This is a genomic window from Saprospiraceae bacterium (assembly GCA_016719615.1).
Taxonomy (GTDB): Bacteria; Bacteroidota; Bacteroidia; order Chitinophagales; family Saprospiraceae; genus Vicinibacter.
This window is the reverse complement of sequence record JADJYQ010000005.1, coordinates 706327-720392: the sequence shown is the minus strand read 5'-3', so window position 1 is coordinate 720392 and position 14066 is coordinate 706327. Positions and strand designations below refer to the sequence as shown.

The 14066-nt window shown below is 39.2% G+C and carries 8 protein-coding genes; 4 read left to right on the top strand and 4 right to left on the bottom strand.

Annotation, left to right across the window (positions count from 1 at the left end):
- Positions 1 to 15: 15 nt before the first annotated feature.
- From IPM92_12585 to IPM92_12575, 3 genes are all read right to left on the bottom strand, one after another.
- Positions 16 to 639 carry a hypothetical protein gene (locus tag IPM92_12585; GenBank protein ID MBK9109168.1) on the bottom strand — a complete coding sequence of 208 codons (624 nt, stop codon included), beginning with the start codon at positions 637 to 639 and terminating at the stop codon, positions 16 to 18.
- A gap of 343 nt (positions 640 to 982) precedes the next feature.
- On the bottom strand, positions 983 to 2707 hold the full coding sequence (locus tag IPM92_12580; GenBank protein MBK9109167.1) for a T9SS type A sorting domain-containing protein: 1725 nt from the start codon (positions 2705 to 2707) through the stop codon (positions 983 to 985).
- A gap of 138 nt (positions 2708 to 2845) precedes the next feature.
- On the bottom strand, positions 2846 to 3388 hold the full coding sequence (locus tag IPM92_12575; protein MBK9109166.1) for a hypothetical protein: 543 nt from the start codon (positions 3386 to 3388) through the stop codon (positions 2846 to 2848).
- Positions 3389 to 3587: 199 nt separating this feature from the next.
- Between IPM92_12575 and IPM92_12570 the strand changes: the two genes are divergently transcribed.
- The 4 genes from IPM92_12570 (at position 3588) to IPM92_12555 (ending at position 9153) form a co-directional block, all read left to right on the top strand.
- Positions 3588 to 5132, top strand: a complete 1545-nt coding sequence (locus tag IPM92_12570; GenBank protein ID MBK9109165.1) for an acyl-CoA carboxylase subunit beta — start codon at positions 3588 to 3590, stop codon at positions 5130 to 5132.
- A gap of 211 nt (positions 5133 to 5343) precedes the next feature.
- The gene (locus IPM92_12565; protein MBK9109164.1) at positions 5344 to 7167 is read left to right on the top strand and encodes a CRTAC1 family protein; all 1824 of its coding nucleotides are present in this window, start codon (positions 5344 to 5346) and stop codon (positions 7165 to 7167) included.
- A complete protein-coding gene (locus tag IPM92_12560) occupies positions 7107 to 8705 on the top strand; it encodes a VCBS repeat-containing protein (GenBank protein ID MBK9109163.1) in 1599 nt (532 codons plus the stop codon). The genes IPM92_12565 and IPM92_12560 overlap by 61 nt, the downstream gene beginning before the upstream one ends.
- A gap of 97 nt (positions 8706 to 8802) precedes the next feature.
- Positions 8803 to 9153, top strand: coding sequence for a 4Fe-4S dicluster domain-containing protein (locus IPM92_12555; GenBank protein MBK9109162.1), 351 nt, complete (start codon positions 8803 to 8805; stop codon positions 9151 to 9153).
- Positions 9154 to 9967: 814 nt separating this feature from the next.
- Here the strand turns inward: IPM92_12555 and IPM92_12550 are convergent.
- A complete protein-coding gene (locus tag IPM92_12550; protein ID MBK9109161.1) occupies positions 9968 to 14002 on the bottom strand; it encodes a S8 family serine peptidase in 4035 nt (1344 codons plus the stop codon).
- Positions 14003 to 14066 lie beyond the last annotated feature (64 nt).

Below are 14066 nucleotides of genomic sequence, written 5' to 3'. Positions count from 1 at the left end.
CTGTTCATTTTAATTTTAGTTGATGAGGTTTTCAACAAAAAGCAGCTGAATCGCCGGATTGACTTTCTCCTCGTGCACAATGCGCGTTTTGAAATTTCCGGAAATCAGTTGTTTATTGCTATTATCAAGGTTTATCATTCTGTTGTGGAAGGTCCTGTATGTTGGATTAGGTCCCTCAGCTACTGCACCAAAAGCAGTATGTTTTTGGAAAAAGTTCAGGTGATCCTGTGTAACCAGTTCCGGATAAATCAATTTAGAGAACTCAACTTCTCCTAAAGATTTCAAAGAAGCATCTGACGGAATTAGGACGATGAATTTCAAAATATCCATCCTCATAAAGGAATTGAGATATTTACCATTGTCGAGGAATTCGCCATAAAATTCAAAACCCGGTTGCGCTTTGACAGCGGCCACCAATTGTTTATAAGTGGATTCCAATTCTGCTTGTGGAACAAATGAGTTGTTAGCGGCTGGTGTCGGAGGCGCTGCCGGAGCTGAAGTAGCTGCAGCAGGCTCAGGAGTATTCCCTTTTGATTTGCAGGCGCACGACAGGAAGCAAATGGTAGCTACGACCACCATAATAGTCCATGGAATAGAGTAAGACAGACTTAAGTCTGTTAAAATTCTGCGTCTTTTCATCCTAGGTTTGGTTCTATAAGCTAAAAAAGGCCGTCAGGATCTAGTTTATCCTTAAGACAATCAATAACTTACAATATTATGCTTCGTCAGGGATGGCTTCTACATCCCTAATAATACCTTGCAAATATAAGTGCTGGTTTCAATTCGTTACTATAGTCCTGTAAAAAATTTATATTTTTTTTTTACTAAAATATATATAACTATAAATCAGCATTATATAAAACTATTTTTTTAATATGTGTTAATTTAATGTTTCCGTCTCAATACCTTAACCCATATCATATATAAAAAAAAAGGCGGATGTAACCGCCTTTTTTTAATTATCTTACATATTATGAAATCCTTAATTTGTTAGCTGCAAAATCAAGGTTTCACTTCGCAAAGGAGTCTCGATTTTACAAAAATAAAATCCGCTAAAGATGATTTCACTTCTGTCGATGCGGACCACGTTTCTACCTTGCTGTCCATGACCGTTGATGATTTTGATCACTTTCCCTGTCTGTGATACCAAGCTAATCCTGTAATGTTCTGCTTGTGAAAGGTTAAAATGAACCTGTGTTTGATTCGAAAACGGGTTTGGATAGGCCCCTGAATAGAGATCGGCATCAGGTTCTGTTTCCAAGTGATTCAGTTCCGGGCTTATTTTTTCAATCTTCTGAAAGCTCGTAAGCTCGTCTTCTCCATCTTTCAGCGGTGGTATACAGCCTTCATCGTAAACCAAAGTAATGTATAATATTGTACAATTACTTGGTAATGGGGCGTTTAAAGAAGGATTGAGCGCACCATTTCCACAAAGATCCTGAGCACATACCCTTACTTTAGCCAATCTCGGACCGGCAGCCAGGTTTACGACAGGATAAACATTATTGCCATAAGCTCCTTTGATTGGATTGGTGAGCGAAACTATCCGCTGGCTGTATATGATACAAGTGATATCACAATCAGCATCGCAAGCTTCAATGACGGTAGGTTCAGCTGTAAAATTCTGAAAAGGGTAATTCGGATCCGGCCAACAGACTGTAAAATCGGGAGCAGGAATCAAAACAGGTGCAGTAAGGTCTTTTACATAAATACTCACAACTTCAGGATTTGATGGATTTCCACAGGCATCCGTGGTCGTAAAGGTGTAACAATAAACGCCTTCCGGATTGTATGGACAGGTAACCATAGGTCCACCATCATAAGAAATACATTCGAATCCACCATATTCAACAACAAGATTATCCAATAAGGTCGCATCACTGGTACAGTTGTCACTTACATGGGATTCTTTGACCAATGCCAGTAATTGAGCTTCTGTGATTTCGCAATCTGCATTGGCATTTAAAGTGAAATTAGCAGGTAAATTAATAACCGGCGGAACATTTTCTGTCACCGTAACATCAATACTCTGCTCTGCTGGATTTCCACATGCGTCGACGATGTGAAAGGTCCAACAATAGATTCCTTCCGGACATTCAGGATCCTGAGGCGGATTCTGTCCACATGGCGTCACCCAACTATTCGCAACCAAATAATTTTTACTGGTGCAATTGTCTTTCACATGCGCATTCTTTAATAGCAATTTAACGTCGGTAGCGTCAATGATACAATCTGTAGTCACGTTGATGGTCATATCACCAAAGCCAACAAAAGACGGAGCAGTTGCGTCTACCGCTTCAAAATGATCTGTAAGTACGATACTGCATAAGATGTCATCGCTTGGATCCACAGGATTCCCCAAATAAAAATAAATGGCTTCGATATAGACATCGATTTCATCATTGGAACAAACTGCACCTCCTGCCATCGTAATTTGTAAATTTGAAGATGGCGCCTGACTAAGGTTGATCAGTTGAAATCCCGGTCCTGGGGTAGCTGTCCATCTACTCAACAAATCCGGTACCAATACCTTGCAATTGTTGCTATTGATAAAAACAGTTACCGGGGTAAAATTATTTTGGACAAGGGTATTGCCCAATCCTGGATTACAGGGTGGCAATTGCGCATACATGATTTGTGAAATCAACATGCAAAAGAGAAAAATTGGCGTTTTAAGGGAAAAGAATTGGATAAATAGTTTTTTCATAAGAGACAAAATTTGAATTGAATTTTACTTTAGACCCTGTAAATCTAAAGAGAAACCCGCAGACTTCAAATGCTTGTCATTGATGAAATTATATTAATTTTTTAATATATATTATTAATTGTTAATCAACAATTTAAATTAATAAAAAAGGGGTCCTGTCAATCTGTAAACCTGCAATTTTGTACCCACTTGTGCTTCTTTTTGATAGGCCACCTTTCTTTTTAAATCTGGCATCCCCACACTATCATTTGTAAAATTTAGGTTTTGGCCTGCTAAAGCCCTATAAGCATAGCCGGAGTAGGCATTGTTGGGTTCCGGACAGGTATGGTGGATGAAAAACTTCATCTGGTATCCGGCATGTACCCCGGACGCATCTGTCAACATCTCTCTTTCGCGCGCTGGAAGCTTCTGAAGAGCAGCATTGCTCAATGCCAAAATGCGATACCCTTGATTGGAAGCATTCGCAAACAAGTTTTTTCCTTGCATGCGGCTGACTAAAGCTGCATATTCGCTCATGTCCTTTTGCTGTGCAAGGTAATTGCTTAATTCTTCCATTAATTGATTTGAAAGCTCTTGTTTTGCGAGGTCTTGTGGACTTGGAGGTGGCAAAGTGTCCGGCATGACCCGCTTTTCCGACGACCGGCCGGTCACCTGATCAAGCGTTGATGGCTCTTTTTTCATTTTGCAAGACATATGTGTCAATAAGATTGTCATTCCCAGAAAAAAGAGGCAGCTCGATAATTTTTGCATAGTGCTCATTATTTTTTCATTCAAACTGCAAATGTAGCAGCACAATTTGAATTTTGCTTTTTGCGAGTCTCTTCAAATTCAGGCTCTATTTCTCAACCCTGCTTGCACGATTGATGTCTACCTTTGTGCAATGCATACAGATAAAATCAACAAACTGCGCGCTATGAAAGCCAAAGCGCTGGAAGGCGGGGGCCAGGCCAGAATCGAATCTCAACACAGTAAAAAGAAACTCACTGCCAGAGAACGCATTGAATTACTTTGTGATCGGGGAAGTTTTGAAGAAATGGGCATGCTCGTTACGCACCGAACTTCTGATTTTGGAATGCAGGAACAAATGTTCTATGGCGATGGGGTTGTAACGGGTTATGGAAGTGTTGATGGCCGGTTGATTTATATCTATGCCCAGGATTTTACTGTTTTTGGCGGTTCCTTATCTGAAACTCATGCCGAAAAGATTTGCAAACTCATGGACATGGCTTTGCGAAATGGAGCTCCCGTAATTGGCTTAAATGATTCCGGAGGGGCAAGGATTCAGGAAGGCGTTCGATCACTGGCAGGATATGCAGATATTTTTTACCGGAATGTGAGAGCCTCCGGAGTTATACCACAAATTTCTGCTATCATGGGTCCGTGTGCCGGTGGCGCCGTGTACTCCCCTGCTATTACCGATTTTATCATCATGGTTGAACATAGCAGTTATATGTTTGTAACGGGGCCGAATGTTGTAAAAACCGTTACCAATCAGGAAGTAAGTGCCGAGGAACTGGGAGGGGCACATACACATGCTACCAAATCAGGGGTCACGCAACTCACGGCTGAAAACGATAAAGAATGCATTTTGAAAATTCGAAAATTACTTTCTTATCTGCCCCAAAATTGCGAAGAAGCGCCCATGCATTTACCCTATGAATATGGCGACGAAACCAGACCGGAGCTTTCGCAAATAATCCCGGAACTTGCATCACAACCTTACGATATCATTTCGCTTATAAATCAATGCGTGGATCCGCAAAGTTTCTTTGAAATCCAGGAAGATTTTGCAGAAAATATCGTTGTTGGATTTGCCAGATTGGCGGGCCGAAGTATTGGTATTGTAGGAAATCAACCCATGAATCTTGCAGGATGTCTTGATGTAAACGCTTCGCGAAAAGCTGCCCGGTTTGTTCGCTTCTGCGATTGCTTCAATATTCCAATTCTCGTACTTGAAGATGTACCCGGCTTTCTTCCGGGTACGGATCAGGAATGGAATGGGGTCATCAGTAATGGCGCAAAATTATTGTATGCTTTCAGTGAAGCAACAGTGCCACGAATTACAGTAATAACCCGCAAGGCTTATGGCGGGGCTTATGATGTAATGAACAGCAAACACATTGGAGCCGACTTTAATTTCGCATGGCCCACAGCAGAGATAGCTGTCATGGGAGCAAAAGGAGCCAGCGAAATTATTTTCAAAAAAGAAATTGAATCTTCTGATCATCCGTCCAAAACACAATTGGAGAAAGAAAATGAATATGCATCCAAATTTGCAAATCCATACCACGCTTCGGCAAGAGGTTTTATCGATGATGTGATCGAACCCGCAGAGACGCGTATTAAACTGATCAAAGCATTTGCAAGCCTGGAATCCAAAGTGGATAATTTACCACGCAAAAAACATGGCAATATTCCACTTTAATAGTACTGCTCCATTTATCTGATTTCTGACAATCCAAACAGTGATCAGTTTTTTTATTGTTCAGCAATATGAGTTTTTGAGTGATTTCACTTAGATCAATAAAGCTGTTAGATAACTTGTTAATAAATTTCATCAAAAGTGCAGTACCACATTTATCCTTATCTTTGCAAGCTTTAATAGCACACCAAATTGCCGCATTAAAATTCGATATATGATGAATCTATTTAATACTTACATTTTCAAAAAGCAGGATTTCAATAATTTTTCTACGCGAATCTTATTAATGTTGATTTTTACTTTGTTTTTAGGATTTTTTAGTTCCTGCAATCAGGATCAAAAGCAAACATCAGATTCATCTGAAATGAAATTTGAAAAATTGGCAAGTGATCAAACCGGTATTCAATTTAACAATCAATTGAAGGAAACAGAAGAAGAAAATGTGCTCATTTATGACGGCTTTTATACAGGTGCTGGAACAGCAATTCTCGATGTAAACAATGATGGATTACAAGATGTGTTTTTTGTTTCCAATCAGAATGCCGAAAAATTATATTTAAACAAAGGCCAATTTAAATTTGAAGACATTTCGAAAGCCGCTGGCATTGAAGGCGGAAATGAATGGACCGCCGGCGTAGCTATTGCAGATGTCAACAGCGATGGATACGATGACATCTATGTATGTTGCCATATGTTTCTGGATCCCGAAAAAAGACGCAATAAACTTTACATCAATAATCAAAACAACACTTTTACAGAACGCGCCAAAGAATTTGGATTGGACGATCCCGGATTTTCAATTCATGCAGCATTTTTTGATTATGATCTCGATGGCGATCTGGATGTATATGTCGTTAACCAGCCGCCCAATCACAATGAAACCAGAAACCCCATCATGAGCAAGGGGATTCCTGACTATCAGTACTCAGATCATCTCTACCGCAATGAAGGAAACGGTAAATTTATAAATGTAACAGAAGCTGCAGGAGTGCAAAATTTTGCATTCGGCTTAAGTGTAACCATCGGCGATTTTTTCAATGATGGTTATCCTGATATTTATATCGCCAACGATTATGATTATGGAGATTTTTTATATGTAAATAATGGAAACGGTACTTTCCAAAATGTTTCGACATTGGCGATGAAACACATCAGTAATTTCAGCATGGGTGCAGACGCAGCTGACATTAATAATGATGGCTGGCTTGACATTTTTGTTGCAGATATGACTCCGGAAGATCATTATCGCAACAAAACAAATATGTCTGCCATGAGTCCCGAAACATTCTGGAAATTTGCAAACAGCGGACATAATTTTCAATACATGTTTAATACTTTGCAACTCAACCAAGGCAATGGCTTATTCAGTGAAATTGGATTGATGGCAGGGGTTGCAAAAACAGATTGGTCCTGGAGTGTATTATTTTCTGATTTTGATCTCGATGGATTCAAGGATTTGTATATCACCAATGGAATCCTTCGCGACATTCGAAACCGGGATTTTATCAGTTATGCTTTTGATGCGTTTAAAAATAAAAAAACTTCCAATCTGGAAATTATAGAAAAAGGACCTTCCATGCCTCTTTCAAATTATATGTATCGCAATGATGGCTTATTACACTTCGATAATATGTCAGCTAAATGGGGATTGGAAGATAAGTCTTTTTCACAAGGTGCCTCGTATGGAGATCTGGATAATGATGGGGATGTAGATTTGATCGTAAACAATATGAATCAGGATGCATTCATTTATAAGAACCTCGCAACAGATCATAAAACAGGAAATTTTTTGCGCCTTCAATTGGAAAGTAAACAAAAAAATCACAAGTCATTTGGTGCACGTGCATTAATTTATTACGGAGAAAACAAAATGCAAATAGCTGAGCTCTACAATACCAGAGGTTATATGTCTTGTTCCGAACCTATACTGACTTTTGGATTAGACAAAATTGAAAATGTAGATTCACTTATCGTTAGATGGCCATCCGGAAAAACATTGCAATTAAAAAATGTAAAAGTCAATTCCGTTTTAAAATAAAAGAAGAAGAGGCCACTTCCACAATCGCAGAACAACTGCTTCAAAGAGTGCCTTTCATACTTACCGAAGAAATAACTCCCAAATGCTTTGATAAAATTAGCCATCAAGAAAATAAATACGATGACTACAAAAAAGAAGTTTTAATTCCCTATAAACAATCGACTCTTGGCCCGGCACTTGAAAGCGGAGATTTGAATAATGATGGGCTTGATGATGTATTTTTAAGTGGTTCTTCAGGCACTGCATGTCAACTCCTCCTCCAGAGCAGCGATGATCAATTTGTAAAATCTCCATCTCAACCCTGGAATAAATATGCTTCACAAGAAGTATTGGATGTTACGTTTTTTGACGCGGACAATGACGGAGATATAGATATCTATACCGTTAGCGGTAGCAATGAATTTCCGGAAGGATCTCCTTTATTTGCAGACCACCTTTATCTGAATGACGGCAAAGCCAACTTCACAGATGCATCACAAAATATACCTAAACTATTATTTAGTAAAAGCACAGCGGAGGCAGCCGATATTGATGGTGACGGCGATCTGGATTTATTTCTTGGAGGCAGATTAGTTCCAGGCAAATACGGACTTTCTGAAAGAAGTGCTTTGCTGATCAATGATAAAGGAATATTTAAAGATCAAACAAAAGAATGGTGCCCGGAAATGGCTGAACCCTTTGAATGTGTGACCAGTGCATGTTTCTTTGATATGGATCTGGATTTGGATGCAGATTTAGTAGTTGTGGGCGAATGGTCAACAGTGCGCATTTTTAGAAATGATGTAAACAAGTTCACAGAAGTTACCAAAGAATTAAAAACTGACAGTCTGTTTGGTTGGTGGAATATTGTGATCCCGGTAGATGTAAACAATGATGGTAAAAAAGATTTAGTGCTTGGAAATTTGGGTTTAAATGCAAAATTTAAAGCGAGCAAAGAAAAACCTTTTCATTTGTACATCAATGATTTTGATAAAAATGGAAGCTGGGATACTTACCTGGCATCCAAAAGCAAAGAGGGCAAACTTTATCCCGTAAGAGGCAGACAATGTTCTTCTGAACAAATGCCCTTTATTTCAGATAAGTTCAAAACTTATGATCAATTTGCGAAAGCCTCTCTTGAAGAAATTCTGGAAGGAAAAATGGATGGCACTACCAAAAAAATTGCAACTGAATTCAGGAGTCTCATTCTTTATAACAAAGGGAGTAATGGCTTTGAAGTTTCGCCTTTGCCCAAAGAAGCTCAACTTTCTACTTTACAAAGTATGGCTTTTTATGATTTTAATCAGGATGGAATTTCTGATTTACTAATCGCCGGAAATTATTACAACAGAGAAGTTGAAACCGCACGTAATGACGCAAATGTTGGACAAATTTTTATCAATACTCCTCAAGGGCAATGGGTACCTGTATTAAATGCCATGTCAGGATTAAAATTGCAACACGATCTTAGAGAAATGCGCATTGTAAGAGGAAAAAATAAACATATGATCATTGCTGCCAATAATAATCAAGTGCTTCAGTCATTTCTTATAAAATAGGATTGGCAAAGATTTTAAATTACATTAAACAATCTAAATCTGCTCTTGTTACTCCATTGTAGTTTGAAAACAAGGATTCAATTTTAAGACCTTCAGAATGGCGATAATTATTACAGAAGAGTGTATCAATTGCGGGGCATGCGAACCGGAATGTCCGAATAATGCCATTTACGAAGGTGGAATTGAATGGGCCATGGCTGATGGAACGAAATTAAGCGGTCTATATAAATTGGAAGACGGCACTCAGGTAAATGCGGATGATAAATTAAAACCCGTAAGCAACGAATATTATTATATCGTACCCGATAAATGCACGGAATGTAAAGGTTTTCACGAAGAACCGCAATGTGCCGCAGTTTGTCCGGTAGATTGTTGCGTTCCTGATCCTGATCGAAAAGAAAGCGAAGCTAAATTATTAAATCGCCAGTCTAAACTACATTTGGTTTGATTTTGAGAAATTCAATTTTTAAAGAAATTTTTCATTCTCTTCAGGCGATGTTTTTAGCTTCTTAAACCAAATCCAGATCCATAATCCATCAACTCTATTCTTTCATCTATACACCCAAAATCACTACTCTTCGTGGTACTTCGTGACTTTGTGGCCTCGCTTTTTTCGGGATCTTCATTTTAATTGATATTTACTAATAGTCGGTAATACTATTCATCTTTTTTTTGCCACGAAGACGCAAAGGCACAAAGGACCACTAAGTTTTTCCACTTCGTGGTACTTTGTGTCTTCGTGACTTTGTGGCCTCGCTTTTTTCGGGATCTTCATTTTAATTGATATTTATTAATGTTCGGACATACTATTCATCATTTTATTGCCACGAAGGCGCAAAGGCACAAAGGACCACTAAGTTTTTCCACTTCGTGGTACTTCGTGTCTTCGTGACTTTGTGGCCTCGCTTTTTTCGGGATCTTCATTTTAATTGATATTTATTAATAGTCGGTAATACTATTCATCTTTTTTTTGCCACGAAGACGCAAAGGCACAAAGGACCACTAAGTTTTTCCACTTCGTGGTCCTTTGTGTCTTCGTGACTTTGTGGCCTCGTTTTTTCGGGATCTTCATTTTAATTGATATTTATTAATAGTCGGTAATACTATTCATCCTTTTATTGCCACGAAGGCACTAAGGCACTAAGGACCACTAAGGAATTAAGCGCTTAAGTTATCGATGTACCTAACGAATGTTCTTCCATAAGTAATTTACAGCTGCATTTGATAACGCAGCATTTTTCCGAAAAAGCATGCGGTATAAATTACATTTTCTGAAAATTGGTCCTGGTTGTTCCTTTTTTGTTAACAATTGTTAGTTGATAAAATCCTGCTGTCCATCCCGCCAGGGAAATTGTTTTTTCATACGAACGAACGTTTGTTAGTTCATGTATCAGTTTTCCGTTTAAGTCCATGATGGCAATGGTTTCCAGGGGCGATGCCGAACTAATGGTAAGCAAATCTGTGGTAGGATTCGGATAAACATCCACCCCGTTTTTTGCTTTCGGATCATTTGTTCCGGTGATGGTCAGATCGACCTCAATAGTTCGATTATAAGTTCCACAGGGATTGGTGATGGTGAGTTTTACCTTATAAATTTTGGCAGAATCATAGGTATGGACCGGGTTGAATTCGGTAGAAGTTTGTCCGTCGCCAAAAGTCCATAAATAAGTTTCTCCATTGCTGGAATTGTTTTTAAACTGCACGGTTCTTCCGGAAACAATAGACCAGGTATAATTGATTGAAACTGCATTTGCCAATGAAAGTCTTTTAATCGTGATCGCATCATTGGACAGATCAGATTTTACGTGCATGGCAATTCTTTTATCTCCCTGAAGGGTGTACCTCGTTTGATGTGGTCCAGGACCATCAAGATAGCGCGGGTTTCCGCCTAAACCTGCATCAAAGTAATATCTAGGGTTCTGGAGATCGCTTGTTGGAGTTAAACGAATTTGTTTACTATAACATCCTGGATTAGGATCCAAAGTAAAATCGGCGGTTCCTGTTTCAGGATATTTCTCCCGGATCTCTACTTTATCAATGGCCGTGCGATTGTTATGACCTCTTAAAATCTGGAACTCTACCACTACTTTTTTACCCTTAAATTCAGAAAGATCGTAAGCCAGCCAATACCAGGAAGTATCTACTGGAGTCCAGTTCATCGTGGGCGTCGCTTCATGTGTTTTAATTTCCAATGAGCGACCTGATAAACATTCCTTCTCGAGATGTGTAGTTCCGCAAACTTCTTTAACCACGATCCGGAAACTATCCTGATAAATACTGGTTGAAAAAGAATGATGTGCAAAATCCAAATATAAATAGGGTTCTACTGCTGTAGATAAATCAGCTATTTTCGATGTAATGACAATGGGTTGATTTCTGTATACCTGATTCGGATTGTCAAACAACAAAACATTGTCTAAAATTCCCTTTCTGTTTTGGGCGCGTACGGTATTCCAAGTAGAATTATCTAGAGGATTTTGGAGCAACCAATTTGAAGGGAAGCTGCTTGCAACAAATTCTTCTACCATAGGATAGCTGCCTGTTTTTTCCGGGAGCTGAATCAAATCAACAGTCACATCCAAAGTATCGTTGTAGGGGTTTTGATCGCCGAAGTGTTCGACCCACGCTATGATCACTTTTTGCTGCGTGCCGGTTACGAAAATTCCCTTTTCAAATTTTAGCTCCAAAGTATCGTATGGAGCAATACTTAATGCATATGTTTCGGAAACAAGGCCATTGTCTGATTGCGCATAAATGGTAAATTCATCAATTGGGGTGGTACTTCTATTGATAATTTTGAATACCGGCGAAACATAAGCTTCATCGCAGGTGTAATAGCTTGAAGTTGTATTCGCCGAAATGTCAAGACCCAAATCTGTATGAATATTGCAACCGATCAGGGTGTCAGGACTTGCTATGGCCAATTCCCTTCTACTCAGTGCTGTGCCTTCATATCCGGAAATTGAAAACCACTTTTTGGCTCTTGGATTGTTATTTGGTAGTGTAAGAGTTGTTGCTGAACTGATGCCGGCAGGCTCCATATATTTTTCTCCCAATTGGTAGATTAAAAAACTATCCTTAGCAGATCTATTCCAACTAAGTTCCAGTTCATTTGGACAATACTTGCTTACTTGAAATCCCTGAACACCGCTGGTAATTGTGAAAAAATCACTTTGTACCGTATGAAGACCTTGACGAATATGTATCAAACAAGAATCGCTTGAAACATTATTGGGGATCACAAAATTACTCAACCTTGCCCCTGCTGCTTTCCTATCTATTTCAGACCAATGGATTCCACCATTGGTAGATAGTGAAATATAAATACTGTCTGAACCATAGGCTGTAAAATGAATTTGGCTGGATTCAGTAATATTAAATTGCTCTCCACCTATGGGGTAAGTCAATCGCAATTCGCGATCTTCAAACTCATAAAGGATAAAAAGATCTACTTCGTTGGATGGAATAAATTTGCCATCGATTTTAAGAATATACTCACCAGAAGTCGGTGCTAGGATTTCTACCTGTTCAAAATTATTTAAGGTGTCGGTTCCTTTGGATGCACCTGCAGCCAAAGTAGCTGCATTGGGGCTAGGATCCAATACCCAGGGTTTTATTTGCGTACCACTTGGATCTGTTACGATGCAATCCAAATCGTTTATAAGCGCTTTAGAAGCTAATAAAGAGGCTTCTTTTTCCGGCCAGTAAATCATAATTTTAGCAAGTGCTGTATTCGCAGGAATATTTATTTTGTATTCCAATTTTTGCCCTTGCGCGATTTTCATTTTTTGATAGCGTTTGCTTTCTATGAGTTTAAAAGCTCTATAGGCATTGATCACCCCGAATCCAAATTGGTAATCGGGTCCCAGGGTTCCAATGTCTGTAGCGGTATTCATAACAGCCGCTTTAATCAATGCAGACTCGGGATTTTGACCGCCATTAAAATTTTTATAGGCCTGGTACAAAAGCGCGCAAACTCCGGCAACGCCGGGTGCCGCTGCGGAAGTCCCTCCAAAAACGAGTGTACCGTTGTCCGGAGCGGTTGATAATTGATTGGTCCCTCTCGCTGAAATCTCAGGTTTTAATCTCCGATCGCGGGTTGGACCTCTTGATGAACTTGATTCAAGTGTGCCATCCAATCTCAGGTTTGCTACGGTTAAACAGTTTTTACCAATTTTATGCCCGCCTGTAACATTCCCCCATTGGTTTCCGGCTCCATAGCCACAATCTGAATTATTGGAATTGCCCGCAGAAAAAACATGGAGAAGTTCTCTGTTTTCAAATAGTTGCTTATCGACAATTTGGGCTTCGAGAGTATAACCCACATTACAACCATTGCTATATGATGAATTCGTGATGACTACTCCTTCATTTTGATGATAAGGCAAAGTGTTGTCCAAAAAATCAGGCTGATAGTTAATGACAAACAATTCTGCACCGGGAGCCATTCCTATAACTAATGGATCGTAGTTACCGGCTCCGGTCAACACCCCTGAAACTCCATCTCCATGTGTACCTACATCTGCCAGCACGTCATTGGTAATTCTGCCCTGAAAATCAATATGCGGCCCTACAAAGCCATCGTCGCGAACCATCACTTTTACACCCGCACCATCCAAAAATATGTTTTCTGCTCCATTGGCGGTAAGCATATTAACCCTGTGCAGACTTTGACCTTCGCGATCTTCAGGAACACCCGGTAAGGACTCGCAATCTAAAAACTTAACGAACGATTGTTCGGCCAGCCATTTCAATTGCATGTCATTTACCTGAGCATAAGTTATGTCACTGCTGGAATAAAATTTCCCCAATTGGATCGAATGGGATTTTAACAAATTTACACAGCTTGGAGTCAATGTATTTTGAAGAAACTGTATGACAATTTTTGAAGATTCGCCTATTTTTTGGCATTCATTTCCATACAATAAGTTTCTCGACAATTTGTGAGCAGCTGACAATCGGAAACAGGCCGTCAAGCCTTTTAAATCTAAGGCAGATCTTGATACTTCTTGTTTAATTCTGCATAAATAAGTTTGCTCCGGCACATACTCCAATATTTCAATTCCTTGATTGGACAAAAATTGTTGCTCAACTGCAGATAATACATGATCAAATGATAATAAGCGATAATAGTGTTGATCCCATAATTCAGATGCAAAAAAGGACAATCCTTCTGTGCGATCTCTTTCAGAAAAATGCAAACCATTGTGCCAATAAACGGTGGGTGTTTGTTGGGCAAACAAAGCATTGGATAAAACCAGGAAGCTAAAACTGAGAACTATCGATATTTTTTTCATTTGCAGCTTAAATAAGCTACGAATATAAACATCTCAGGCATTTTGAAAGATACTTTAACAAATA